This window comes from Acidovorax sp. 56 (assembly GCF_002749705.1).
GTDB lineage: Bacteria > Pseudomonadota > Gammaproteobacteria > Burkholderiales > Burkholderiaceae_C > Acidovorax.
On sequence record NZ_PEEV01000001.1, the window covers coordinates 3,127,796 to 3,153,637 of the forward strand.

Below are 25,842 nucleotides of genomic sequence, written 5' to 3' on the forward strand. Positions count from 1 at the left end.
CTGTGTGATCGGAGCCTGGTGCGGTGAACAAAACCCAGCAAGGCAGCCCAGGCCAAGCGCTCCGTGGCCGGCAAGTCCTGCGCAGCAGAGCGGCGCCATGGCGCCAGGGGCGTTTTGTGAACCGCGCCCAAGGCGCTTGTTTCCAGCGGTTACCGCCTGTTTTTTGGCATGGTAGCGGGAATAACTGCACCGCATCGACAAAGCCTGAGCGCCCCACGTGAACACGGCGCGGTGTACACGCAGGGCAGCCAGGCTCAGTGCGCCACCACCTTGCCCCACTCGCGCTCGTAGGTGTGCACCAGCACCTGGTTGGACAGGCGGTTGACCTCGGCAGGCACACGCGCCATGTCCAGCGGAAAGTCGAAGAGCAGCGGCAGCGTTTGCGGGCTCAGGAACTGCAAGCCACCGGGCAGCGCATCGGGCATGCGCCAGGGGCGGCGGCTGGCCAGCACGTAGCCCCACTCGCCAAAGCTGGGCACATGGGCGTGGTAAGGGGCCGTGCGCAGGCCCACCGATTCGATGGTGCTCACCACCGTCCAAAAACTCTGGCGCGCCACCAGGGGCGAGGTGGTTTGCACCACGGCGTAACCGCTGGCCGACAGGCGCTTGTCCAGCAGCGAATAGAAACTGTTGGTGTAGAGCTTGCCAATCGAAAAATTGGTCGGGTCTGGAAAGTCCACCACGATCACGTCAAAAGTGTCTTCCCCTTGCTGCAGCCACTGAAAGGCGTCGGTGTTGACGATGTGCACCTTGGGGTTCTTCAGCGCGCCGCCGTTCAGCCGCGCCAGCGTGGGGTGCTCGGTGAAGGTGCGGGTCATGGCCGGGTCCAGCTCGACCAGCGTGACGGATTCGACCGAGGGGTATTTGAGAATCTCGCGCACCGCCATGCCGTCCCCGCCGCCCAGCACGGCCACGCGCTTCGGACGGCCGTGCGCCGCCATCGCCGGGTGCACCAGGGCCTCGTGGTAGCGGTACTCGTCACGCTCGGCAAACTGCAGGTTGCCATTGAGGAACAGCCGGTGCCCCGCCTTGCCGTGGGTGACCACAATGCGCTGGTAGGGCGATGCGGTGCTGTAGACCACGCGGTCCTGGTAGAACTTGTCTTCGGCCAAGGTGGTGATGTGGTCCGCCCCGGCAAAGCCCGCCAACAACGCCAGCAGCACCATCACGCAGGCCGCCGCATGCGCGCGCAGGCGCCGCAGCTCGGCACGGAACAACCACACCGCCCACAGCGCCACGGCCGCATTCATCAACCCAAACAGCAGCCCTGTGCGGATGAGCCCCAGGTGCGGCACCAGCAGCAGCGGAAAGGCCATGGACACAGCCAGTGCGCCCAGGTAGTCGAACGTGAGCACCTGCGACACCAGGTCCTTGAGGGCGGTGTTGCGCTTCAAGATGCGCATGACCAGCGGGATCTCCAACCCCACCAGCGTGCCCACCATGAGCACCATGCCGTACAGCAAAAACCGAAAGGCCCCCGGCGCATACGCATTGGCCAGGAACAGCGTGGCGGGCAGCGCCCCGCCGATCAGCGCCACCAGCAGCTCAATGCGCAAAAAATGCGCGGGCAACTGCCGCTCAAAGTACCGCGACAACCACGACCCCACGCCCATGGCAAACAGGTAGGTGCCGATGATGGTGGAGAACTGCAGCACCGAATCGCCCAGCACATACGACGCCAGCGCCCCCGCCGCCAGCTCGTACAGCAGGCCACAGGCCGCCACCACGAAGACGCTGATGAGCAGGGCGATGTCGATGGGGCGGGGAGCCTGCTGGGGAGTGGAGGTCGCAATTGCCATCACGCCAACCACGCTTCATCCAATATCTGGGCTTGCTGCACCTCCAGCCGCCCTCCCCGGTCCGGGGCCTCGCAGATCTTCCTGGCCATATGCTTCTGTTCTGCCGTCACCTGTGCGGTCTCAACGGACGGGTTCAGGCTCAGGTGGATGTTCACCAAGTCTTGCCACCAGACCAGGGGCTTTCGTTCATGCAGGTCTTCTGTCATTGAGGTCCTTCTGGCCGATATGTGTACCAAAACAAGGCTGTTTATGCACTCGAACCCTCACAGGGAGAGAAAGTGCCATTGCTTGGTGATGAGCGGTGCGAGCCCTTGCTACCGACCTCTGCGGTGCGATAAGACTGCATTTCGTGGGTGGGCGTACCCGGGAAGGCACGCAGGATGCGGTTGTCTTTGACCAGCGTGTCCAGGTAGCCTTTGCGCAGGCCGTCCACATTCCTGCTGAGCAACTCAGCAAGAACACTCAGACGGACATAGCGTCCATCACATACCGCAAGGATGACGGAAATCATGCTATCTCTATCCAATCGCGCCTTTTTCCTCGGTAAAGTCGCGCGCTGCAACAATTCGCTGCGCAGTAGAGGGGTCAGTTCGGACAGCGCGTCCACCACGGGTGCGTCCAGCAGCGGAGAGATCAAGCACCCGTTTTCGTCGCGGCTCGCTGGTCCTAAGCCCGCATCAGTCGAATCATTTCCCCCATCGGCCGGGTTTACCCCGTTACTCCCAAAGCTGTCCTCGCTACTCCCAGAGCTACCCGCGTTACTACCGAAGCTCGGCTCGCTACTACCAGAGCTCTCCAAGAACGCGAACACCTGCTCCGGGGAAACCGGCGCTGCACCCGGCAGGTGGTAGACCTTGCCCTTGGATTGCCCCTGAGACAGCAACATTCCATCGCGCTCCAGCCGAGCGAGCGCCCGGCTCAGATCATGTGGGTGGTCCGTGCAAATCTCGGCCATGCGAGCGTGGTTCACCACGCGTTCAATCATGGCTGTGGCCAAAATGACCCTGCCCAATGCATCCACTTGGTCAAATGCTGCTCCGAACCGGGCGCGCAATGCCTCCAGCACAGGCTCAGGCAGCAAATCGAGCATGTGCAACTCCAGCAGAGTTTGTTCTGGGACATCCTTTTCACGTAACAAGGGCTGGCGCCAATGCCGACTTTGCCAGCCGCTAAAAATCTTGGGCATGCCCGAGCCACCACGCTCTCCCAGGCCAATCAACAAAAACATCTGATGCAGGATGCGATTGCGGCAATCGCTCTCGCCACCCCGGATCACCTGCTCCAGCGGCAATCTCAAACCACCGGGGTTTCGAAAGCCAAACATATCCGGCCGCTTGACCACCAGCACGGACACCCGCCCCGTATAGTCTGCATGCACCAGCGTGTTGACCAGCGCCTCGCGCAGGGCCACATGCACCGGCGTATCGTCTTGACGCTGCCCATCCTTCAAGCCAAAAGGCACCTTCAGGTCTGCTACCAGCTTGCGGTACACCCGGCGGTAAAAATCAAACAGATTGCCTGACCAGGTGCCATCTGGCACCAATCGGTCCACCCAGCGCAGCTCTGTCTTGGCCTCTGGCCGCTCCTGGTAGTCCACAAAATAGTGCGGCACCGCCTCCTGAATGGCCGACCAGCGGCCAAACATCAGCAAACCAGCCAGTGTCAATCCTTCCACACCGGTGGCCCGGTCAAGGCGCCAACCGCGCAGGCTCTGCATCAAGGCAAAGTCGTCCTGTTCCAGGTACGGATGGCCGGGCTTTTCGTCCTTGAGCATCTGGCGGTAGATGCGCAGGCTCTCCATGTCGACATCATCCATGCCAAAGTGCGGCAGGATGCGGGCATCCCGTTCATCTTCTACCTGCTCTGCCAGCATGCGCTTGACGGTTTCCTCATCGCAAAGCCGGTCGCCATCGTTGAGCCGCTTGTAGGTGTGCTCCAAAGGTTGGTTGTGGAGGAAAACAGGCCGCTGCTTGCGCGTGGCCTGGGGGATGCGAACCAGCACCACCGTTTTTCCCTGCAACACCAGTTCCTGCACATCGGCATCGGCCAACAAATTGACACTGACCTTACCCGGATTGTTGAGATTGTTGAACAGGTCAGCCCGCACCTTCGCCGGGTTGGGGATACCCGCGATAGAAAATACCCCATCCTTCTCGCGGACTCCCAACAGCACCACACCCCCATGGGCGTTGGCCATGGCCGAGTAGGTGGGCCAGAAATCCTTGGGCACCTCGCCCTGGCCATTTTGACCTTGGGCCAGCTTGCATTCCAGCTCCACCGTTTCGCGCAGCAGGGCCAGATCTTCAAACGAGGTGGGCGAGAACATCAAACGGGTTCCTGGTTCAGGTTATCTGATTCAAATGGAATGCTATCGCTTGCTGGACAAACACAAATCGTCGGCAAATACGGGCATTCATGCGTACATCGCGCTTCGCCCAGCGCGGCTTCAATGTCGGCGCTCAAGAAAATAAAAGAAGCGGGCTGCCCGCATGCGAGGACAGCCCGTTGGGGTCGGCCAGGGCATTCACCACACCGTTGGCGGCACAAGGCAGCCGACGGGAGGCGTCAATGGATCGCTGCCGCCACGATGATGCTGATGCCCAGGCACATGGCGGCCACCACCAAGCCCAGGGCCTGGTTCTGCTTTTCCACGATTTCGCGCCACAGGTCATAGGGGGTGATCTTGTCCACCACGATGAAGCAGACCCAGAAGATGACGACGCCGATGAGTGCGTAGAGGATGGACCCGAGGAACGCTGCGGGCTTGAGCCATTCGATTCCGACCATGGTGGTTGCTCCTTGAAAAGAGGGAAAGACTGAGAGTTTTGGAATGACTGCCGCAGGCTACTTGTGCCCGCCGCCGGAGGAATACCCGCCGTACGAGCCGCCCGAGCTGCGGTAGCCCGATGAGGAGCAGTTCTCGACCCGTGGGTCGCAGCTGGAGCAGCGGCTCATGAGGATGAGCACGATGATGATGACCACCGCGATGAGGATGATGGTGCCGCAGCCCATGCCCGACTTGGCCACGAAGGGTCCGGTGTCGTCACGCTGGAGCACGTCCTTCTTGTCGTCGAGCTTGAAGGCCTTGGCCACCGTGTCGCTGCTGATCTTGTCGCCCGACGACCAGGTGATTTCGTTGGCGCTTTGTTCCAGCGACAGCAGGCCCTTGCTGCTGGCGAAGTCGCGGTTGGAGGTTTTCTGGCCCCGGCTCACCTGCCAGTAGAACTCGCCCAGCACGTAGGTGGTTTCGGCCTCGTAGGTGTATTTGAGGTCGTACTTGGTGCCCATGTACGTGGCCGTGCGGCCACTGGAGGCCAGCTGCGGCGCACCGGTGGTGGGACGCACCATGCTCCAGCCCTCTTCGGAGTCGACCAGGAACGCGAAGCCGCGCTTTTGGTTGTAGAGCAGGTACTCGCTCCAGCCAAAGTGTTCGTCGTCGCCAGGCTCCACGCCCATGCGGTGCTGAAAGCCCACCACCTGCCAGTGCACGCCCTGCAGCTGCCCTTTGGTGCCCAGCGGGATGATGGGCTGCACGGGCTCGTCCTGCTCGGCAGCGCGCAGCTCGCCGCCCACGCCACTGTCCAGGTTGATGAGGCTGGCGCACGAGCCGCAGGTGAGGCTTTTGGTGGTGGACAGCTGCACCTGCACCGGCGCGCCGCAGTGCGGGCAGTTGAACTGGCGGCCTTTTTCTTCTTTGGCCGATTCGTCCTTGAGGCCTTGCAGTTGCAGGTCTTCGAGCAGCACCGAGGTGCCGCGTTCTAGATTGGGCGGCGTGTGGCCGTAGTCAATGCTGAGCACTTCGCCATCGGCGCTGCGCAGCTCCACCATGTCAAACGGCTGGCCCAGGGGCGGCAGTTTGGGCAGCTCGCCCTGGGCCGACAACAGCTGCGCGCTGCCACTGAAGGCCACGCTGTAGCTTTTGCCGTTGATGGCGGTGGTGGCCCCCAGGCGAAAGCGGCTGGCCTCGGGCAGCTCACGGCCCGGGTTGATCTTGCGGGTGAAGACGTAGGCGCCGTTGTCTTCGCCCAGGCTGGCCATGGTGCCGTCTTGCAAAAACGCCACCCACTCGGTCCAGACCCCGGCATCGGTCTTGTACTGCAGCCGCCCGATCAGGGTGAAGGGCTGCTCCTTGCCATCGAGCTTGGCGCGCCCGCTGGCCATGAGCTGCAGCGGGCTGTGGTCGTCGAACAGCTCGGCCATCTTGCCCAGGCGCGTGAGCACGTCGCCGCTGCGCACCACGGTGCTTTGGCAGTAGCCGCACACGGCGTGCGTGGATTGCGCGCTCTTGAATTCCACCGGCGCGCCGCAGCCGGGGCAAGGGGCGCGGTAGGCGCGCTGGGTTGGGTCTGTGGCCATGGGCAGGCGATGGGAAGGCGGTGAGCGAGTAGGCGTCACCTGCGAACAAGGGCTGAAGGCAAAAAAATGCCTCCAGCCCTCATTCAACAAGCGCGAGCAGCTATTGATTCAATAGCAAATCCGGTCAGACCAGCTTTTTCAACAGCTCTGCCTTCTTGGCGTCGAACTCTTCCTGCGTGAGGATGCCCTTGGCCTTGAGGTCGCCCAACTTTTCCAGCGTGGCCATCACCTCGTCGGGGCGCACGCCTGCGGGTGCTGCGGGCACTGGGGCGGCCTGGGCGCCGCCGCCTTGCAGGCCTTGCTGCAGGTTTTGCGCCAGCACCTGGCCCAGCGCCACGCCAGCGCCCAGGCCCATGGCGTCGCCCGCAATGCCACCGCCGTTGCCCGCACCTTCGGCAAATTTGGGGATGGCTTGCGCCGTCTGGTACTGCATGAACTTGGCCATGTCGTTGCCGACCATGCCCATGCCAATCTTCTGGTCGAGGATCTTTTGCAGCTCTTCGGGCAGCGACACGTTCTGCACGGTCATGGCTTCGAGCAGCAGACCGATCTTGGCAAAGGCGGGTTGCAGCTCTTTGGCCAGCGCGTCGGCAAACGCAATCTGGTTGGCCGCCAAATCCAGGAACGGCAGGCCGCTGCTGGCGATGGCGTTGCTGATGTTTTGCAGCACCAGGCCACGCAGTTGGCCGTCCACTTCGGCCACGGTGTATGCCTCGCGGGTGCCGGAGATTTCGGTGTGGAACAGCTTGGGGTCGGCCACGCGGAAGGCGTAGTTACCGAAGGCGCGCAGGCGCACGGCACCGAAGTCCTTGTCGCGGATGGTGATCGGCTGGGGCGTGCCCCACTTCTGGTCGATCTGCTGGCGGGTGCTGAAGAAGTAGACATCGCTCTTGAAGGGCGACTCAAAGAGCTTGTCCCAGTTCTTCAGGTAGGTCAGGACGGGCAGCGTCTGCGTGGTGAGCTTGTGCGTACCAGGGCCAAACACGTCGGCCACTTTGCCTTCGTTGACGAAGAGCGCCATCTGCGACTCGCGAACGATGAGCGTGCCCCCGTTCTGGATTTCCATGTCGCGCATCGGGAAGCGCCACGCCAGGGTGCCGTCGCTGTCTTCAGTCCACTGGATGATGTCAATGAACTGTTTCTTGATGAAGTCCATCAGGGCCATGTGTGCTCCCAGTAGCGCTTGCGCGCCTGCGCTGTTGAAAAGACAACCATCATAGCAACGGGGGTGTTGCGAAGAAAGAGCACGCGGCGTATGGATTTAGGGCAAGCGGCAACACGGCATTGCAGGGCCATCACGCCCGCTTATTCATAGTGACTATCTTTTGTTTAGCCAATGCCAATTGGTGTTTGCTATTGAGAATGCCTACCATTTGAACCAGTCCCCACAGCACACCGTCCCTCAAGGAGCCCGCCATGTCCCACATCCGCCGCATCGCCCGCCAGAACAAGACCATGCTCATGAAGACGGGCAGCTACTACCTCATCCACATTGGTGTCGCAGCCATGGTCGCCTATGTCGTCACGGGCAATTTGCTCGCGTCGCTCACGCTGAGTTTGCTGGAGCCTACGGTGCAGGCGGTGGCCTTCTTCTTTCACGAAAAGGCCTGGGCACGCAGGCAGAACGCGCCAATGACGCAAGCCGCCCCAACCGCCCCAGCAGCAGCCTGAACCGTGCGGAGCACCACCATGGCACGCACCCACTGGAATGACTTTGCAGGCTGGCTCATGCAGCGTCTGGCCGAGCAGGCGCGCTGCGGCGCCTGAGTCCTCCTAACGCCTACCGCGCCGCCGCCAGCGCCTGCGCCACCCACCCGTCGAAGGTTTTTTGGTGGGCCTGGATCCACCCTTTCACATGGCGCTCGATGTCTTGGGGTTTGTTCTCGCCATCGCGCATGCGCAGGTTCTGTGCGTTGACATCCGACACCGGCAATTGCATGACTTCAAAGAGCTTGGCCGCAGCGGGGTTCTTTTGGGCAAACGCCTTGTTGGCCACGATGCGCTGGGTGTTGACCGTGAAGCCAAAGTCCTTCCCATCCGGCAGCCTGGTGCTGAGCTTGGCTTGATCGCCCGGCAAGGAGGAGTGCGGCACCTGCAGCCAGACCACATCTTTGCCAGGCTGCAGTACACCGCTGACCCAGTAAGGCGTCCAGGTGTAGTACAGGATGGGCTGGCCTTGCTTGTAGCGCGCGATGGTGTCCGCAATCAGCGCGGCGTAGCTGCCCTGGTTGTGCGTGACGGTGCCGCGCAGCTGGTAGGCAGTGAGTTGGTGCTCAATGACCAGCTCGCAGCCCCAGCCAGGGTTGCACCCGGTCAAATCGGCTTTGCCGTCGCCATTGGTGTCGAACAGCTTGGCCAGCGCCGGATCGGACAATTGCGAGATGTGGGTGATCTTGTATTGGTCCGCCGTCTTCTTGTCGATGAGGTAGCCCTGCAAAGAGTTGCGCACATAAGCCCCCTGCCGCCACAGTTTGTCATCGCCCCCCGCGTTGCGATAGAAGTCGGCATGCAGCGGGTCCCAATGGGTGGCCATGAAGGTCGCATCGCCGTTGGCCAGGGCCAGATGCCCGGTTGCGTATTCGGTCTCTTGGGGGGCTTTCACCGTGTAGCCCAGCGTCTCCAGCGCTTTGGAAACCAGCATGGTTTGAAAGGCCTCCTCTGCGATAGAACTCTGAATGGGTTGGACTGTGGTGCCCTTACCAGGCAGCAGCCCCTGGGCCTGCGCCGCACCCGCCAAGCCCAGCGAGAGGACACCCACAGACAGCGCCGCCGCCAGGCGGTTACGGGTTAGGCGGTACACACCTGTCATCAAAATTTGGGGGTGCATGAAATAGCTCCTTCACGGGTGAATGAATGCAAAAGGCCTGCACGCCCGTTGTGGCAACGGGCACGCACGGTGGAGAAGAGAAAAAGAGGGAGGCGCGCAGGCTGGCGCGCTCCATTCACGCCGCAGCCTGGGCTGCAGGCAGCGGGTGCGCGCCAGCGTTGTCTGTATTTGCAGGCGCGGTGGTGGCTCGGTGCGCTGGAGCCCGGCGCAAACGCGCCCACAGCCGGACCACCCAACCCACCGGGCCCACCTGCCACCAGTGGCGCGCACCACGGCGTGCTTGGCCCATGGCCTGGGTGATCCGGTCCAGGGTGATGGCCAGCAGCACGATGCCCAGGCCACCCACGGTGGCCAGCCCCATGTCCAGCCGCCCGATGCCGCGCAGCACCATTTGGCCCAGACCACCCACGGCAATCATGGAAGCGATCACCACCATGGACAACGACAGCATCAGCGACTGGTTGATGCCCGCCATGATGGAGGGCATGGCCAGCGGCAGTTGCACCTTCACCAGCATCTGCCAGGGCGATGCCCCATAGGCGCGGGCCGCTTCGATCAGGTCAGGGCGCACCTGGCGGATGCCCAGATTGGTCAGCCGCACCAGCGGAGGCAGCGCAAAGACGATGGTGACCACCACGCCGGGCACGTTGCCAATGCCAAAGAGCATCACGACGGGAACCAGGTACACAAACGCCGGAGTGGTTTGCATCGCATCCAAAAAGGGCCGCATCCAGCGCTGGGCCCGGTCACTGCGGGCCAGCACAATCCCCAGCGGCAGCCCGATGGCCAGACAAAACGCGAGCGAGGTCAGCACCAGGGAGAGGGTGACCATGGCTTCGGACCAGATGCCCAGCAGGGCCACCAGCAGCAATGAAACCATCGCGCCGATGGCTACGCCACGGCCTGCGCATTGCCAGGCCAACAGGCTCAGCAGCGCCACCATCCACAAGGTGGGCACGCTTTGCAGCAGCCCTTCCATTGCGGTGAGCGTGCTGTCGATCGGACCGCGCACGGTCTGGAAAAATGGTCGAAAGTGCAGGACCACCCAGCCCAGCCCCTGGTTGATCCAGGACTCCACCGGCAGGCTGCCATCCCACAGCGCGTGCAGCGCAAACCCTGGGTCGGCACTGTCAATACCCGCCGGTGCGTCCAGGGCGCCCGTGGGGGTTGCGGGGGCCGCCCCCAGCCAATCCCCCCCGGCATCGGGCACGGCCACAGTCTCGCCCCAGGGGTTGGCAGATGCCGCGTCGGCAGCGACATCGGGCGATGCCAGGGACGGTGCGTCCGCATTGGCCCAGGGGTTGTCGGCCACCGGTGCGTCATTGGAGGGTGGTGGTGCGGACGGCGCTGCGCTCAGTGGGGTGCTGTCGTAGGGGGTTTTTTCAAGCGTCAGGTCAGACATGGGTCAGGTTCTTTCAAGTTCTGGAATCGGAGCGTTTCGTCGGCTGTCAATGCACAGGCGTAGACGCCACATCGGCCCCAGAGGGAGGCCCAGAAGGAGGCACCGGCGGGGTGTCTCGGTCCAGAAACTTGAGCAAGGTGGTCTTGCTGATGGCGCCGCCGAAGCGGCCATCGGCCTGCACCACGGGCATGGCAAACGGCGCATGGGCGACACGACCAAACAACTCGCTGACGGGCTCGTCGGCCACAACGGGCTGCACCCCTGGCAGGTAGGCATGCGCCAACCCCAAGGGCCCCTGGTGCCCCGCCAAAGCCGAGCGAAGCGACTCCACCGACACCACGCCCAGGAACTGCTGCGCGGGGCTGACCACATACGCGTACTCACGGTCTTGGTCCTGCAGCATCTTCAACGCCGCGCGCGAGCCCCGATCGGCATGCTCGGCCACCACGGTGAGGGGCTTTCGCGCGATGTCCGAGGCCTTGAACACGGCAGCCGCGTCCACGCCCCGAACGAAACTGCGCACATAGTCATTGGCGGGGTTGCGCAGGATGTCGTCGGGCGTGCCCACCTGCACCACCTGCCCGTCTTTCATGATGGCAATCCGGTCGCCAATGCGCATGGCCTCGTCCAAGTCGTGCGAGATGAAGACGATGGTGCGCCGCCGCACCTTTTGCAGGCGCAGCAGCTCTGACTGCATCTCGGTGCGGATGATCGGGTCCAGCGCCGAAAACGCCTCGTCCATCAACAGGATCGAGGGGTCCGATGCCAGCGCCCTGGCCAGCCCCACGCGCTGCTGCATCCCGCCAGAGAGTTCGTCCGGGTAGCTGTCACCCCACCCGGCCAGGCCCACCTGCTCCAGCGCCTGGGCTGCCTGCGCCTGGCGCTGAACCCGATCGACACCGGCCAACTCCAGGCCCAAGGCCGTGTTGTCTAACACCGTCATATGGGGCATCAAGGCAAACGACTGAAACACCATGCTGATGTCTTTGCGGCGCAGCGCCCGCAGTTGCGCGTCGGGCAACTGCGCGATGTCCACCCCATCCACCAGGATGCGCCCGGCGCTGGGCTCAATCAACAAATTCAGCAGCCGCACCAGGGTGGATTTGCCAGAGCCCGACAAGCCCATGACCACGAAAATCTCGCCCGCCTCAATCGACAAGTGGGCATCAAACACCCCGATGGACTGCCCGGTACGGGCCAGGACCTCCTGCTTGCTCAGGCCTTGGCGGACCAGCGCCAGGGCCTCTTGTGGATCGTCTCCAAAGACCTTGAACACGTGATCAATAACGATTTGTTTTGCCATGGACTTTCTCCTCCCGATTGAACGACACAAGCCGCCCCACACGAGCGCAGGGTCCGAGGAGGGCGACAAGCCCACGCCTTGGCGATGCAGCAGCCAGGCAGCGCCTTGCGGCGTGCACAGCAGCACGAAAAAACGTGGGATTTACAGAGACCGACCCGGATGGCACGCGGCAGACGTGCGCAAGGGTCGAGTAGCGGACGGGCCGCTGCGCGAGACCAGCTCGCTCGACATGGTTGGAGCGGACGAAGGCCCGCTCCGGGTGCTGCCATTGCCAATGCGTTGGCAATACAGAGTCGCATGCACGACTCCCGGCGGCACTTCACTCAAGGGTTGAACACCTGCGTGGCAGGTAGTGAAACACAGGGAAAGTCTACGGATTCACACCCTCAAAGTCAAAACACGGGGTTTTACAAAGATGGTATTCGCGCGCAATAAACGAAAAAGCCGCCCGAAGGCGGCCAGATGCAGGCGGTAACGGACATCAATGGCCCGCAAAATCCACCAGGGTAAACAGCGGCAATCCCGATGCTTTGAGCCGGTCCGAGCCACCCAGCTCGGGCAAATCGACAATGGCGGCCCCCTCGGTGACCGTGGCGCCCAGCTTCTCCAGCAAGCGGCGCCCGGCCATCATGGTGCCGCCGGTGGCGATCAGGTCGTCGATCAACAGCACGCGGTCGCCGGGCTTGACGGCATCGGTGTGCAGCTCTACCGTAGCGCTGCCGTATTCCAGCTCATAGGTTTCCTCCACCGTGGTGAAGGGCAGCTTGCCCTTTTTGCGGATGGGCACAAACCCCACGTTCAGCTCGTAGGCCACCACGGCGCCCAGAATGAAGCCCCGCGCGTCCAGCCCGGCCACCACATCGGGGCGCAGCGCCTTGTCCATGTAGCGGTGCACAAAGGCGTCGATCAACACGCGAAACACCTTGGGGTCTTGCAGCAGCGGCGTGATGTCGCGGAACTGCACGCCCGGCGCGGGCCAATCGGGCACCGTGCGGATGTGTTGACGAAGGTACTGGTTGACGCTGAATGACTGCATAGCAAAAACGGCCTGGGGCCGCAAGGTGAATCCTGAAACACGGGAAAAAGCGCCCCGGCCGGACGAACCCGGCGCCAGGGCGCTATCGAAAAGCCGCTGTGCGGCGCTGCGCCACAACGAAGGGGGCGTATTGTTCCAAATTGTGTGCGATATCGGCCAGTTCTCTGCACAATGGTAGGCACGATGCGCGGATACCGGACATGACTGACGCAAAACAGGGCACAACCAAGCCGTTCAGCCCCAAGCAAAGGCGGCTGTTGCCTCATGATTTGCGTAAGAACCTGTTCTAAGTCCTAACGGATGTTCTCGCGCCCCTGGCTGCCTGCCCTCCACCACAGTCCATGCCCATCACCGTCCTTTTGATTGACAACGATAGGGAACACGCCCAAGCGCTGGTCTCTGCGCTGGCAGACCCCTGGCTGGGCTGGCGGGTGGACGTGACCAGCAGTGTGCAGGCCGCCCGCGAACGGCTGCGCCAGCAGGCGGTGGACATTGTGGTGTGCACCCAGCAGGTGGACGACGGTGGTGCATTTGACGTACTGGAAACGCTGCACGGCGTGCCGGCCCTGATCTTGGTGCGGCCTGGCCAGGAGGGCCATGCCGCCCACGCCATGCGCCACGGCTTTGCCGACTTTGCGGTGCAGGACCCCGGGATGAACTACCTGCTGGCCTTGCCCGCGCAGATTGAAGCCGTGCTGGAGCGCAGCACCAGCGCCCGCGCGCGCCGCTCTGCCGAGGCCATGCTGAACCGCCAGCACCGTTTGCTGCAGGCCATTTCGCGGGCACAGGCGGTGTTCATTGCCAGCGCCCGGCCCCAGGCGGCGTTTGACGCCCTGCTCGAAGAGCTGATGGAGCTGACCCGCAGCAGCTTTGGCATGGTGGGCCATGTGCAGCACCACCCCGACCGCGCCCCGGCCCTGCATGTGCACGCGATGACGGACATCCGCTGGGATGAGGCCGCGCGCATGCAAACCGTGCGGCGCTCGCAAGACGCCCTGGTCTTTGACGAGCCAGACTCCCTGATTGGCACGGTGCTGGCCAGCGAGCAGCCCCTGATTGCAGACAACGCAGCCACCGACCCACGCTGCCAAAACGCTCCCCCCGGCCTGCCCGCATTGCGCACCTGCCTGTGCCTGCCCATCCACGCCGCCCAGGACATGGTGGCCATGGTGCTGCTGGCCAACAGCCACCACGGCTATGCCGCCGAGGATGTGCCGTTCATGCAGCCGCTGCTCAACACCGTGGGGCAGCTGGAGATGGCGCGCCGCGCCCAGGAAGACCGGCGCCAGCTGGACGCCGAGCTGCTGCGCACCAGTGCCTTGCTGCGCGAAAAATCCAACGCCCTGCACGCCACGCTGGCCAGCGTGTCGCAGGGCATCGTCAAGGTCGATGCCGACGGCAAGATCCGCGTCTACAACCAGCGCTACCTGGAGCTGCTGGAGCTGCCCGAGGCCTTTTTGGCCAACCAGCCCAGCCACGAAGACATCGTGCGGTTTCAGACCGAGCGCGGGGACTTTGGCATGGGGTTTGAGCTGATCGAGGCCACGGCACGCGCCTATGTGCAGGCCGAATACGCCGCCCAGGGGCGCGGCCACAGCGTGCCCGACAGCTATGTGCGGCGCACACAGGGCGGCCGCTACCTGGAGGTGCGTACCTGCACCATGCCCGACGGCGGCCGGGTGCGCACCTTCACCGATGTGACCGACTACCTGGGCACGGTGGAGGCCCTGCGCCAGAGCGAAGCCCGCTGGCGCAGCCTCACGCACCTGTCGTCAGACTGGTATTGGGAGCAGGACGCGCAGCTGCGCTTTGTGCGGCTGGACGGGCGATCGAGCGACGCCGTCGGCATCCAGGACAACTCCTTTTATGGCCGCACCCGCTGGGAGCTGGACAACACCTTTGTGAACGACACGCTGTGGGTGGAACACCGGGCCCAGCTACAAGCCCGCGAGGTGTTCCACGACTTTGAAATCCAGCGCCAGACCCCTTCGGGCGAGATGATGTGCGTGTCGGTCAGCGGCGAGCCTTTTTACGACGAACAGGGCCAGTTCGCTGGCTACCGGGGCATTGCCCGCGACATCACCGAGCGCAAGCGGGCCGAGGCCGAAATCCAGCGCCTGGCGTTTTACGATGAGCTCACCGGCCTGCCCAACCGGCGCCTGCTCACGGACCGACTGGAGCGCGCCGTGGCCACCAGCGCGCGCGACGGCAAGCACGGTGCCCTGCTGTTTCTGGACCTGGACAACTTCAAGGGCATCAACGACACCCTGGGCCATGAGTGGGGCGACCAGCTGCTGGTGCAAGTGGCCCAGCGCATCACCGCCAGCGTGCGGGCCAGCGACACCGTGGCCCGCCTGGGGGGCGACGAATTTGTGCTGGTGCTGCAGGACCTGCACGAAGCCCCCACGCAGGCGGCGGTGGAAGCTGAGCTGGTGGCGCAAAAGGTGCGGCTGGAGCTGAACAAGCCCTACGCGCTGGAGGGCTCGGTGCTGCACAGCACGCCCAGCATTGGCATCACCTTGTTTCGCGACCAGGCGCAGCCGGTGCAAGAGCTGCTCAAGCGCGCCGACCTGGCCATGTACCAGGCCAAGGCCCAGGGCCGCAACACCCTGTGCTTTTTTGACCCGGCCATGCAGGCAGCGGCCTCGGCACGCTCGGCCCTGGAGGGCGATATCCGCAGGGGCATTGAGCGCAACGAGTTTTTGCTGCACTACCAGCCAGTGGTCAATGAAAGCGGGCAGGTGCTGGGCGCCGAGGCGCTGGTGCGCTGGCGCCACCCACAGCGCGGCATGGTGTCGCCGGGCGAATTCATCCCCCTGGCCGAGCAAACCGGGCTGATCCTGCCGCTGGGCCAGCAGGTGCTGCGCATGGCCTGCACCCAACTGGCGCACTGGCACCAGCAGCCCGCCACCCGCTTTTGGACGGTGGCCGTGAACGTGAGTGCACAGGAGTTCCGCGACCCGGACTTTGTCGCCCAGGTGTGGCAGGCCTTGAAGGAAACCGGTGCGCCCCCCCAGCAGCTCAAGATCGAACTGACCGAGAGCCTGCTGCTGCACGACGTGGAAGACAGCATTGCCAAGATGCAGTCCCTGCGCCAGCGGGGCGTGGGGTTTTCGCTGGATGACTTTGGCACCGGCTACTCGTCGCTCAGCTACCTCAAGCGCCTGCCACTGGACCAGCTCAAGATCGACCAGAGTTTTGTGCGCGACGTGCTCACCGACCCCAACGACGCCGCCATTGCCTGCACCATCGTCGCCCTGGCCCAGAGCCTGGGGCTGGACGTGGTGGCCGAGGGCGTGGAGACGCAGGGCCAGCGCGAGTTCTTGCTGCGCAACGGCTGCCAGCAGTTCCAGGGTTACCTGTTCGGGCGGCCTGGGCCTGCCGACCTGCTCTAGTTTGCTATTGAAAATATAGCTTCTAGCGCTTTATCAATAAGCGACAGGGCCTGATTTCATTCAATATTTTGCTACTGATCCGGCACGGATCTACTTGAACCGTTCACTGAGCGCAGTCGAAGCGCCGCGCAAGGTTTCGACAAGCTCAACCCGAACGGATCTTTCAAGTTCAAAGAGGCCGACCCAACATCCCACAGGCCATCGCCCGACCCCAAAGCCGAAGATCCGGGCCACAGGAGACGGCGCACTGCGGCCCAGGGCAGACCACCATCAACCGCGCAGCAGCTTGTCCTCGGCCAACGCCAGGGCAGCGGGGTGGCCCGACAGCACCAGGGTGTCGCCCTCTTGCAGCACGGCGCTGTCCACCACGCTGGACTGGTGCCCGTTGGCGCGGCGCAGGTTGACCACGCGCACGCCCACGGCGGGCAGGGCCAGGTCACCCAGTGGGCTGCCCAGGGCTTTGGCGCCCAGCGGCAGGCTCACGGTGCTCATGCGCTCCTGGTCGCGTTCGTTCACGGTGTCGTCGTCGGCGCCGTGGAAGTAGCCGCGCAGCAGGTTGTAGCGCGCGTCGCGCTGGTCCTGCACCACGCGCAGCACCCGGCGCATGGGCACGCCCACCAGCGCCAGGGCGTGGCTGGCCAGCATGAGCGAGCCTTCGATGGCCTCGGGCACCACTTCGGTGGCCCCGGCGTCCTGCAGCTTGTCGAGGTGCGCGTCGTCCTGCGTGCGCACCACCACAGGCACCTGCGGTGCGTGCGAGCGGGTGTTGGCCAGCACCTTGAGGGCTGCGGGCACGTCGATGTAGGTCACCACCACGGCACTGGCGCGCACCAGACCCGCCGCCATCAGAGCCTGCAGCCGGGTGGCGTCGCCATACACCACCGAATCGCCCGCCGCTGCAGCCTGGCGCACGCGGTCGGGGTCCAGGTCCAGCGCCATGTAGGGGATGTTCTCGCGCTCGAGCATGCGCGCCAGGTTCTGGCCGCACCGGCCGTAGCCGCAAATGATGACGTGCTTGCTGGTGTTGATGGATTTGCGGGCGATCGTGGTCATCTGCAGCGACTGCTGCAACCAGTCGCTGGCCACCAGCTTCATCACGATGCGGTTGCTGTGCATGATGAGGAAGGGCGTGGCCAGCATCGACAGCACCATGGCCGCAAGGATCGGGTTCATCAGCGCAGGCTGCACCAGGCCATGGTCTTGCGTGAGCGACAGCAGCACAAACCCGAACTCTCCCGCCTGCGCCAAAAACAGGCCCGAGCGCAGCGCCACGCCCGTGGTGGCGCCCATCAGCCGGGCCAGCACCATGATGATGAGCAGCTTGACCAGCAGCGGCACAGCCAGCAAAGCCAGCACCAGCGCCCAGCGGTCTACCAGGATGTGCCAGTCCAGCATCATGCCGATGGTGATGAAAAACAGGCCCAGCAGCACATCGTGAAAGGGCCGGATGTCCGTGCCCACCTGGTGGCGGTATTCGGTCTCGGACACCAGCACCCCGGCAATGAAGGCCCCCAGCGCCAGGCTCAGGCCCGCCAGCTCGGTCAGCCAGGCCAAGCCCAGGGTGATGAGCAGCAGGTTCAGCATGAACAGCTCTTCGCTCTTGCGGCGCGCCACCAGGGTCAGCCACCAGCGCATCACCCGCTGCCCGCCGGTGAGCAGCACCCCCACCAGCACCATCGCCTTGAGCAGCGCCCAGCCCAGGGCCACCAGCAATTGGTCGGACGACGAGCCCAGCGCCGGGATCAGCACCAGCAGCGGCACCACGGCCAGGTCCTGGAACAGCAAGATCCCCATCACGCGGCGCCCATGCTCGCTCTCCAGCTCGGCGCGCTCGGCCATCAGCTTGACCACGATGGCCGTGCTGCTCATGGCCAGCACGCCCGACAATGCCAGCGCCGTCTGCCAGCCCATGTCCCAGATACCGCCCACCGCGTAAGACAGCAAAATCCCGCCGCCCGCCACCACCGCCATGGTCAGCAGCACCTGCATCAGCCCCAGGCCAAACACCTGGCGGCGCATGGCCCGCAGCTTGGGCAGGCTGAACTCCAGCCCAATGGCAAACATCAAGAACACCACCCCAAACTCGCCCAGGTGCCGCACGCCCTCGGAGTTCTGGGCCAGCGCCATGGCGTGGGGCCCGATCAACACCCCGGCCGCCAGATACCCCAACATGGGCGGCAGCTTCAGGCTGCGGCAGACGACCACCCCCAGCACGGCGGCCAGCAGGTACAGCAAAGTCAGGGCGAGTGAAGACATAGGGTGATGCTATACGAGGCACAGGGGCGTTGAGACGCCTATCACCCAGCAATGGCGCCCCGGTCGATAGAATCCCGGCATGACCGTCAGCCCCTCCACGCTCCCCCATTTCGACGCAGAGCAAGCCCTGCGACTGGCCCGCGAGACCTTTGACATCGAGGCCGCCGCGCTGACCGGGCTGGCCGCACGCGTGGACGAGCGCTTTGCCCAGGCCGTACAGATGGTGCTGCGCACCACCGGCCGCCTGGTGGTGATGGGCATGGGCAAAAGCGGCCATGTGGGCCGCAAGATTGCCGCCACACTGGCCTCCACCGGCACCCCGGCGTTTTTTGTGCACCCCGCCGAGGCCAGCCACGGCGACCTGGGCATGGTGACTGGCGCAGACCTGGTGCTGGCCATCTCCAACAGCGGCGAAAGCGGCGAGCTCACCGCCATCCTGCCCGTGCTCAAGCGCCTGGGCGCGCCCCTCATCGCACTGACCGGCGGGCTGCAATCCACCCTGGCTCGCCATGCCGATCTGGTGCTGGACTGCAGCGTGGAGCGCGAAGCCTGCCCCCTGAACCTAGCCCCCACGGCCAGCACCACCGCCCAGTTGGCCATGGGCGACGCCCTGGCCGTGGCCTTGCTGGACGCCCGCGGCTTTCGCCCGGAAGACTTCGCACGCTCACACCCGGGCGGCTCGCTGGGCCGCAAACTGCTCACGCACGTGAGCGACGTCATGCGCAGCGGCAGCCAGGTGCCCCGCGTCGCGCCAGACGCGTCGTTCAGCGACCTGATGCGCGAGATGAGTGCCAAAGGCCTGGGCGCCTCGGCCATCGTGGATGCAGGCGGCCAGGTGCTGGGCATCTTCACCGATGGCGATCTGCGCCGCCGCATCGAGGCAGGAGCCGATTTGCGCACCGCCACGGCGGCCCAGGTCATGCACCCCTCGCCACGCCGCATTGCGGCCGATGCACTGGCAGTGGACGCTGCCGAGATGATGGAAGCCCATGGCATCACCAGCGTGCTGGTGGTGGACGCGGGCGGCGCACTGACCGGCGTGGTGCACATTGGCGATCTGATGCGGGCAAAAGTGATATGACCCCCCTGAGTCGCTTCGCGCCTTCCCCCCAAGAGGGACGCCCCCCCCGGCCCGGCGAAGCCGGTTCCACGGGTGCACTGGCTTTGGCCGTGCCTGTTCAAATGCTGTGTAATGACCTCTGACGCAACCTTTCCCGTGCTGCAATTCCCCCCCGAGCTGCTGCTGCGCGCCCAGAGCGTGCGCGTGGCCTTTTTTGATGTGGACGGGGTGCTCACCGACGGCGGCCTGCTGTTCAGCGAAGCGGGCGAAACCCTCAAGCGCTTCAACACCCTGGACGGCCACGGCATCAAGCTGCTGCAAAAGGCAGGCATCACCCCCGCCATCATCACCGGGCGAGACTCCGCCCCGCTGCGCCTGCGCCTGAAGGCCCTGGGGGTGGAGCACGCCATTTATGGCACCGAAGACAAGCGCCCCGCCGCCGAGCAAGTGCTCGCCAGCCTGGGGCTGGACTGGTCGCAAGCAGCGGCCATGGGCGACGACTGGCCCGACCTGCCCGTGATGCGGCGCAGCGCACTGGCTTGCGCTCCGCACAACGCCCATGTGGAGGTGCGCCAATGCGCGCACCACACCACCCAGGCACGCGGTGGCGAGGGGGCAGCGCGCGAATTTTGCGACCTGCTGCTGGTGGCCACAGGCGCCTACGCCCGCCTGCTCTCGGACTACGCCGCATGATGCGCCGCCGCATGCTGCAAGCCGTAGACCGGCTCTCGCTGTACCTGCCGGTGCTCCTCATGGGCCTGCTGGCCCTGGGCACCTGGTGGCTGGTGCGCAATGCCCCCACCCCACTGGCGGCCACCGCCCCCAAGGTGGCGCCAGACCAGCCGGACTATTCCATGAAAACCTTTGCCGTCAAAAGTTTTGATGCCAAGGGGCGGCTCCAAAGCGAGGTGCAGGGCGACACGGCTCGCCACTTCCCCGCCACCGACACCCTGGAAATCGACAAAGCCCGCATGCGCTCCATTGCCCTCGACGGGCGTCTGACTTTCGCCACATCGGACCGGGCCCTGAGCAACGCCGACGGCTCCGAGGTGCAGCTGTTTGGCAACGCCATCGTGACGCGCGAGGCCGTGCCCGCGCGCCAGGGCGCATCCGCGCAGCCCCGGCTGGAGTTCCGTGGCGAATTTCTGCACGCATTTACCCAGGAGGAGAAGGTGCGTTCCAATCAGCCAGTCCAACTCACCCGGGGTAGCGACCGCTTCACGGCAGACGCCATGGAGTACAACAACCTCGACCAGGTGCTGCAACTGAGCGGCAGGGTGCGCGGCATGCTCATGCCCGGCGGCACGGCGGCGCCCAAGTAACCCCAGCGCCATTGCGCCACCGCACAAGCAAACGCCATGACCCAGCCCCTCGCATTCATCACCGGCGCCTCCAGCGGCATCGGACAGGCCCTGGCACTGCGCTTTCACCAGGCGGGCCACCGCCTGGCCTTGGTGGCGCGGCGCACAGCCGAAGTCAAATCATGGGCTGAGGCCAATGGAATAAGCGCTAGCAGCTATGAAATTTATAGTGCCGATGTGGCCATCACCGACAGCATCGTGGCCGCTGGTAAAGACTGCCTGGCGCGCCAGGGCCTGCCCGATGTGGTGATCGCCAACGCGGGCATCAGCGTGGGCATGGACACCGCCGACCGCGACGACCTGGATGTCATGGCCCGCACCTTTGCCACCAACAACATCGGCATGGCCGCCACCTTCCACCCCTTTGTGCAGGGCATGACAGAGCGCAAAAGCGGCACCTTGGTGGGCATTGGCAGCGTGGCCGGCATCCGGGGCCTGCCCGGCCACGGCGCGTATTGCGCCAGCAAAGCCGCGGTCATCAGCTACTGCGAAAGCCTGCGCGGCGAAATGCGTCCCTTTGGCGTGCGTGTGGTCACCCTGTCGCCCGGCTACATCGACACCCCATTGACCCGCGAAAACCGGTACAGCATGCCGTTTTTGATGCAGCCCCAGGATTTTGCAGACCAAGCCTTCCGGGCCATCGACACAGCAGACAGTTACCGCGTCATCCCTTGGCAAATGGGCGTGGTGGCCAAACTGCTGCGCGCCCTGCCCAATGCCGTGTTTGACAAACTGCTGGCCGGTCGGCCGCGCAAACGCCGCCAAACCGAAACCGGACACTGACAACCCCCGCATTCCACCGCGCACAGACAACAAAAAAGCCCCCGAAGGGGCTTTTTGCGTATCTTGGGGCCAGATAGCCCAGGATGGGATCAGTAACCGCTGTTGCCGCCACCGTAGCCACCGCCGCCGCCATTGCGACCGCCGCCACCGTTGCGTGGGCCCGAGCCGTAGGGGCTGCGGAAGCCGCCGTCACCACGACCACCGCCATCACCACGGCCACCGTAGCCACCGCCGCCGCCTTCACGACCGCCGCCGTAGCCGCCGCCACCGCCTTCACGGCCACCACCGTAGCCACCGCCGCCGCCTTCGCGACCACCGCCGTAGCCGCCGCCACCGCTGCGACCACCACCGCCAAAGCCGCCACCGCCGCCGCCGAAGCCACCGCTGCGTGGAGGACGTGGCTCCATGGGGCGTGCTTCATTGACCACAATGCCACGACCACCCAAAGGCTGGCCATTCATGCCCTGGATGGCGGCTTGTGCTTCGGCATCGCTGCCCATTTCGACAAAGCCGAAGCCCTTGGAGCGGCCTGTGTCGCGCTCCATCATGACCTTGGCACTGGTCACGGCACCGAATTGGCCAAAGGCCTGTTCCAGATCGCTGTCGCGCACCGAGTAAGGCAGGTTGCCGACGTACAGTTTGTTGCCCATCGAAGGACTCCTCAAAAACACATGAATAAAGCGATGGAGTCCCGAAAACGCAGCCAGCTAATCTCAATGACGCTCTCAGCGCGAAACTGACGGATCACCGCAAACCAAAAGCGAGGAAAACTCGCTTTGGCATTATGCGCCACAAAATTAAAAAAAAAGCAAGCCGATGCATGGGAGCCAGCCAGTGTGGCGGCAAAGTCTCAGGCATAAAAAAAGGAGCCCGAGGGCTCCTTGATTGTTGCGGAGCAGACTGAACGCCTGCCCGAACGGGGTGCTTTTAAGCAGCGAAGTGCTTAGTAGCCGCCACGGCCACCGCCGTAACCGCCGCCACCACCTTCACGGCCACCGCCGTAGCCGCCGCCACCGCTGCGGCCACCGCCGCCGTAGCCGCCACCACCATTGCCGCCACCGAAGCCACCGCTGCGTGGAGCGCGGGGTTCCATAGGACGGGCTTCGTTGACCACGAGGTCACGGCCGCCAAAATTTTGGCCATGCACGCCTTGGATGGCGGCTTGTGCTTCGGCATCGCTGCCCATTTCGACAAAGCCGAAACCCTTGGAGCGGCCGGTGTCACGTTCCATCATGACCTTGGCGCTGCCCACGGAGCCGAACTGGCTGAAGGTTTGTTCCAGATCTTGGTCGCGGAAAGAATAGGGCAGATTGCCCACGTAAAGTTTGTTGCCCATGGAGGGACTCCTCAAAAAACATGAAAACGCGATGGAGCCCGACGCAATCAACAAACCTGTGACGACTTCAAAGACGCGAAACTGACCAATCACCGCTTACTTCGGCGCCCTTGTGCCGCGCAAAGCTCGACATAAGGACCGATCCATTATTAATCACTTTATGGGTGTTGTGGCTTTTTATTTGTACCCGCGTTTTTCTTGTTCGGGAAAATAGGCATTGCATTGCGCTAAAATTCGCGGGTCTTTGGGGAGTAGCCCGCCGGTTGCGCAATGCGCCGGGGCATGCGTCAACACACTTGGGTTTCTTGAAAACCTATGGCGTATGCGGCTTGAATGCTGGGCGAGACCATTGACTGCATGCCGATCCAATGGCCGGAGTCGGGGTGCAGTCAATGCGCGTCTCAACACAATCCGGCCGGATTGAACCCCCACCATGGAAGCTTTTTTTGTTTCAACCGCCATCGTCGCCTTGGCCGAGATGGGCGATAAGACCCAGCTGCTCGCATTGGTATTGGCAGCCCGTTTCCGCAAACCCTGGCCCATTGTTCTGGGCATTCTGGTCGCCACCTTGGTCAACCATGGCCTGGCGGGTGCCGTCGGCGCCTGGGTCACCACCTTCATCGGCCCGCAGGTGCTGCGCTGGATTTTGGGCGCATCGTTCATCGCCATGGCGGTGTGGATGCTGATCCCGGACAAGCTCGACGAGGGCGATGCCGATGGCAAACCGCGCTGGGGAGTGTTCGGCACCACGGTGGTGGCGTTCTTCCTGGCCGAGATGGGCGACAAGACTCAGATCGCCACCGTGATGCTGGCAGCGCAGTACAACGCCTACCTGTGGGTGGTGGCCGGCACGACGCTGGGCATGATGCTGGCCAACGCCCCCGTGGTGTGGCTGGGCGACCGCATCACGCGCAAGGTGCCGATCCGCGCAGTGCACGTGGTCTCTGCAGTGATCTTTTTGGTGCTGGGCTTGCTGGCAATCTTTGCTCCGGCAGGTTAAGCCAGACAGCAGGCGGAATCGGGTAGCGCAGGCTGGGGTGCTTTTGGTATATTTACCGAACGCGCCGATTTGCCACAGCTTGCGGGCGCTTTATAAATCCTGCTAAAGACCCGTCCGACATACCCGCCCGGCCTCGTTTTTAGCGATGCCGGGTTTTTTTATGTCGTTCATTGCCACGCCCCAATCCATGCATTTTCCGGAGGCCCTGCCGCTGCAAAGCGGCGCGTCCATCCGCGACTACCACCTGGCCTTTGAGACTTACGGCACGCTCAATGCCGACAAGTCCAACGCCGTGCTGGTGTGCCATGCCCTCAATGCCTCGCACCACGTAGCGGGTGTGTACGAGGGCCAGCCCAAGAGCGAGGGCTGGTGGGACAACATGATCGGCCCCGGCAAGCCGGTGGACACCAACCGCTTTTTCGTCATTGGCGTCAACAACCTCGGCTCGTGCTTCGGCTCGACCGGCCCGATGCATGCGCACCCCGACACGGGCGAGATCTACGGCGCGGACTTTCCGGTGGTGACGGTGGAAGACTGGGTCAACGCCCAGGCCCGCCTGCTTGACCGCCTGGGCATCGCACAACTGGCCGCCGTACTGGGCGGCAGCCTGGGCGGCATGCAAGCCCTGAGCTGGACGCTGCAGCACCCCGAGCGCATGCGCCACGCTGTGGTGGTGGCCAGCGCCCCCAACCTGACAGCCGAGAACATTGCCTTCAACGAAGTAGCCCGCCGCGCCATCGTGACGGACCCGGACTTCCACGGCGGGCACTTTTACCGCCACGGCGTCATCCCCAAACGCGGGTTGCGCATTGCGCGGATGATTGGCCACATCACGTACCTGAGCGACGACGTGATGAACGAGAAGTTTGGTCGTCAATTGAGGCACCAGGTGCTCGAAAAAGCCCCCTTGGGGGGCGGCGATGACGCGCCAGCGCAGAGCGTGGGGGCTTATCTCTACAGCACGCAGGACATCGAGTTCCAGATCGAAAGCTACCTGCGCTACCAGGGCGACAAGTTCAGCGAATACTTTGACGCCAACACCTACCTGCTGATCACCCGGGCGCTCGACTACTTTGACCCGGCCCGCGCGCACGCCAACAACCTCACCCTGGCGCTGGCGCGCGCCCAGGCCAAATTTCTGCTGGTGAGCTTCACCACCGACTGGCGCTTCTCGCCCCAGCGCAGCCGCGAGATCGTCAAGGCCCTGCTCGACAACCGCCGCCGCGTGAGCTACGCCGAGATCGACGCGCCCCACGGGCACGATGCCTTTTTGCTCGATGACGCTCGCTACATGGGCGTGATGCGCTCTTATTTCGATAGCATTGCAAAGGAGTTTGCATGAGCGAAAAATCCACCCTGGAAGCCCTGGCGCGCCTGGTGCCAGCGGGCTCGCGCGTGCTGGACCTGGGCTGCGGCAACGGGGCCATGCTGTCGTACCTGCAGCGCGAGCGCGGCTGCACCGGCTATGGCGTGGAGATTGACGACGCCAACGTGCTGGCCTGCGTGCAGCGCGGGGTCGATGTGATCCAGCTCAACCTGGACGAAGGCCTGGCCATGTTTGGCGACAACAGCTTTGACGTGGTGCTGCAGATCGACACCCTGCAACACCTGCGCAACGCCGAGGTCATGCTGCGCGAAACCGCCCGCGTGGGCCGCACCGGTGTGGTGGCCTTCCCCAACTTTGCGCACTGGCCCAACCGGCTGTCCATCCTGCAAGGGCGCATGCCCGTCACGCGCCGCCTGCCCTACCAGTGGTACGACACGCCCAACATCCGCGTGGGCACCTACAAAGACTTTGAGGTGCTGGCGCACAAGAACCGCCTGCGCATCCTCGACTCCTTTGGGCTGCAGGACGGGCGCGAGGTGCGCTGGCTGCCCAATGCACTGGCGGGCACGGCCGTGTTCCGCTTCGAAAACGCCTGAGCCGC

Annotated in this window: 22 protein-coding genes and 1 riboswitch; of the genes, 9 read left to right on the forward strand and 13 right to left on the reverse strand. The window is 64.1% G+C overall.

Going from position 1 to position 25,842, the window contains the following annotated elements:
• Nucleotides 1-254: 254 nt before the first annotated feature.
• The 6 genes from CLU88_RS13930 to CLU88_RS13955 all read right to left on the reverse strand — a co-directional run bounded on the left by CLU88_RS13930 (nucleotide 255) and on the right by CLU88_RS13955 (nucleotide 7,320).
• Complete coding sequence (locus CLU88_RS13930) at nucleotides 255-1,799, reverse strand: polyamine aminopropyltransferase (RefSeq protein ID WP_099657105.1); 1,545 nt, start codon at nucleotides 1,797-1,799, stop codon at nucleotides 255-257.
• The gene (locus CLU88_RS13935; RefSeq protein ID WP_099657106.1) at nucleotides 1,799-2,005 is read right to left on the reverse strand and encodes a hypothetical protein; all 207 of its coding nucleotides are present in this window, start codon (nucleotides 2,003-2,005) and stop codon (nucleotides 1,799-1,801) included. The genes CLU88_RS13930 and CLU88_RS13935 overlap by 1 nt, the downstream gene beginning before the upstream one ends.
• Nucleotides 2,006-2,046: 41 nt before the next feature.
• Complete coding sequence (locus CLU88_RS13940; RefSeq protein WP_099657107.1) at nucleotides 2,047-4,125, reverse strand: RNA-binding domain-containing protein; 2,079 nt, start codon at nucleotides 4,123-4,125, stop codon at nucleotides 2,047-2,049.
• A gap of 239 nt (nucleotides 4,126-4,364) precedes the next feature.
• On the reverse strand, nucleotides 4,365-4,586 hold the full coding sequence (locus CLU88_RS13945) for a DUF350 domain-containing protein (RefSeq protein WP_099657108.1): 222 nt from the start codon (nucleotides 4,584-4,586) through the stop codon (nucleotides 4,365-4,367).
• Nucleotides 4,587-4,643: 57 nt separating this feature from the next.
• Nucleotides 4,644-6,155, reverse strand: coding sequence for a DUF4178 domain-containing protein (locus tag CLU88_RS13950; RefSeq protein WP_099657109.1), 1,512 nt, complete (start codon nucleotides 6,153-6,155; stop codon nucleotides 4,644-4,646).
• Between the two features lie 124 nt (nucleotides 6,156-6,279).
• The gene (locus tag CLU88_RS13955; RefSeq protein ID WP_099657110.1) at nucleotides 6,280-7,320 is read right to left on the reverse strand and encodes an SPFH domain-containing protein; all 1,041 of its coding nucleotides are present in this window, start codon (nucleotides 7,318-7,320) and stop codon (nucleotides 6,280-6,282) included.
• Nucleotides 7,321-7,571: 251 nt separating this feature from the next.
• Here CLU88_RS13955 and CLU88_RS13960 point away from each other — a divergent pair, with 251 nt between their 5' ends.
• A complete protein-coding gene (locus CLU88_RS13960; RefSeq protein ID WP_099657111.1) occupies nucleotides 7,572-7,826 on the forward strand; it encodes a DUF2061 domain-containing protein in 255 nt (84 codons plus the stop codon).
• A gap of 109 nt (nucleotides 7,827-7,935) precedes the next feature.
• Here CLU88_RS13960 and proX read toward each other — a convergent pair whose 3' ends face one another.
• The 4 genes from proX to CLU88_RS13980 form a co-directional block, all read right to left on the reverse strand.
• Nucleotides 7,936-8,982, reverse strand: a complete 1,047-nt coding sequence (gene proX / locus CLU88_RS13965) for a glycine betaine/L-proline ABC transporter substrate-binding protein ProX (RefSeq protein WP_099657112.1) — start codon at nucleotides 8,980-8,982, stop codon at nucleotides 7,936-7,938.
• Between the two features lie 115 nt (nucleotides 8,983-9,097).
• Nucleotides 9,098-10,384, reverse strand: a complete 1,287-nt coding sequence (gene proW / locus CLU88_RS13970; RefSeq protein ID WP_099657113.1) for a glycine betaine/L-proline ABC transporter permease ProW — start codon at nucleotides 10,382-10,384, stop codon at nucleotides 9,098-9,100.
• A gap of 46 nt (nucleotides 10,385-10,430) precedes the next feature.
• Nucleotides 10,431-11,687, reverse strand: a complete 1,257-nt coding sequence (gene proV / locus CLU88_RS13975; RefSeq protein WP_099657114.1) for a glycine betaine/L-proline ABC transporter ATP-binding protein ProV — start codon at nucleotides 11,685-11,687, stop codon at nucleotides 10,431-10,433.
• Between the two features lie 481 nt (nucleotides 11,688-12,168).
• The gene (locus CLU88_RS13980; protein WP_099657115.1) at nucleotides 12,169-12,723 is read right to left on the reverse strand and encodes an adenine phosphoribosyltransferase; all 555 of its coding nucleotides are present in this window, start codon (nucleotides 12,721-12,723) and stop codon (nucleotides 12,169-12,171) included.
• Between the two features lie 341 nt (nucleotides 12,724-13,064).
• Here CLU88_RS13980 and CLU88_RS13985 point away from each other — a divergent pair, with 341 nt between their 5' ends.
• Complete coding sequence (locus CLU88_RS13985; protein ID WP_099657116.1) at nucleotides 13,065-16,118, forward strand: EAL domain-containing protein; 3,054 nt, start codon at nucleotides 13,065-13,067, stop codon at nucleotides 16,116-16,118.
• Nucleotides 16,119-16,388: 270 nt separating this feature from the next.
• Here the strand turns inward: CLU88_RS13985 and CLU88_RS13990 are convergent, their stop codons facing one another.
• Nucleotides 16,389-18,374, reverse strand: coding sequence for a monovalent cation:proton antiporter family protein (locus CLU88_RS13990; protein WP_099657117.1), 1,986 nt, complete (start codon nucleotides 18,372-18,374; stop codon nucleotides 16,389-16,391).
• A gap of 79 nt (nucleotides 18,375-18,453) precedes the next feature.
• On the opposite strand from CLU88_RS13990, the gene CLU88_RS13995 reads away from it, so the two are divergent.
• The 4 genes from CLU88_RS13995 (at nucleotide 18,454) to CLU88_RS14010 (ending at nucleotide 21,578) form a co-directional block, all read left to right on the forward strand.
• The gene (locus CLU88_RS13995) at nucleotides 18,454-19,455 is read left to right on the forward strand and encodes an SIS domain-containing protein (protein ID WP_099657118.1); all 1,002 of its coding nucleotides are present in this window, start codon (nucleotides 18,454-18,456) and stop codon (nucleotides 19,453-19,455) included.
• A 111-nt stretch (nucleotides 19,456-19,566) separates the two neighbouring features.
• A complete protein-coding gene (locus CLU88_RS14000) occupies nucleotides 19,567-20,127 on the forward strand; it encodes an HAD family hydrolase (RefSeq protein ID WP_099657119.1) in 561 nt (186 codons plus the stop codon).
• On the forward strand, nucleotides 20,127-20,756 hold the full coding sequence (gene lptC, locus CLU88_RS14005; protein ID WP_099658872.1) for an LPS export ABC transporter periplasmic protein LptC: 630 nt from the start codon (nucleotides 20,127-20,129) through the stop codon (nucleotides 20,754-20,756). Before CLU88_RS14000 ends, lptC begins: the two co-directional genes overlap by 1 nt.
• Before the next feature lie 36 nt (nucleotides 20,757-20,792).
• Nucleotides 20,793-21,578 carry an SDR family oxidoreductase gene (locus tag CLU88_RS14010; protein WP_099657120.1) on the forward strand — a complete coding sequence of 262 codons (786 nt, stop codon included), beginning with the start codon at nucleotides 20,793-20,795 and terminating at the stop codon, nucleotides 21,576-21,578.
• A gap of 89 nt (nucleotides 21,579-21,667) precedes the next feature.
• Here CLU88_RS14010 and CLU88_RS14015 read toward each other — a convergent pair whose 3' ends face one another.
• A complete protein-coding gene (locus CLU88_RS14015; RefSeq protein WP_099657121.1) occupies nucleotides 21,668-22,228 on the reverse strand; it encodes an RNA-binding protein in 561 nt (186 codons plus the stop codon).
• A 293-nt stretch (nucleotides 22,229-22,521) separates the two neighbouring features.
• Nucleotides 22,522-22,914, reverse strand: a complete 393-nt coding sequence (locus tag CLU88_RS14020) for an RNA-binding protein (protein ID WP_099657122.1) — start codon at nucleotides 22,912-22,914, stop codon at nucleotides 22,522-22,524.
• Nucleotides 22,915-23,148: 234 nt separating this feature from the next.
• A riboswitch (yybP-ykoY riboswitch) is annotated at nucleotides 23,149-23,331 on the forward strand.
• A gap of 16 nt (nucleotides 23,332-23,347) precedes the next feature.
• Between CLU88_RS14020 and CLU88_RS14025 the strand changes: the two genes are divergently transcribed.
• The 3 genes from CLU88_RS14025 (at nucleotide 23,348) to metW (ending at nucleotide 25,837) form a co-directional block, all read left to right on the forward strand.
• Complete coding sequence (locus CLU88_RS14025) at nucleotides 23,348-23,914, forward strand: TMEM165/GDT1 family protein (RefSeq protein ID WP_099657123.1); 567 nt, start codon at nucleotides 23,348-23,350, stop codon at nucleotides 23,912-23,914.
• 160 nt (nucleotides 23,915-24,074) lie between these two features.
• Complete coding sequence (locus CLU88_RS14030; RefSeq protein WP_099658873.1) at nucleotides 24,075-25,256, forward strand: homoserine O-acetyltransferase; 1,182 nt, start codon at nucleotides 24,075-24,077, stop codon at nucleotides 25,254-25,256.
• Complete coding sequence (gene metW / locus CLU88_RS14035) at nucleotides 25,253-25,837, forward strand: methionine biosynthesis protein MetW (protein ID WP_099657124.1); 585 nt, start codon at nucleotides 25,253-25,255, stop codon at nucleotides 25,835-25,837. The genes CLU88_RS14030 and metW overlap by 4 nt, the downstream gene beginning before the upstream one ends.
• Nucleotides 25,838-25,842 lie beyond the last annotated feature (5 nt).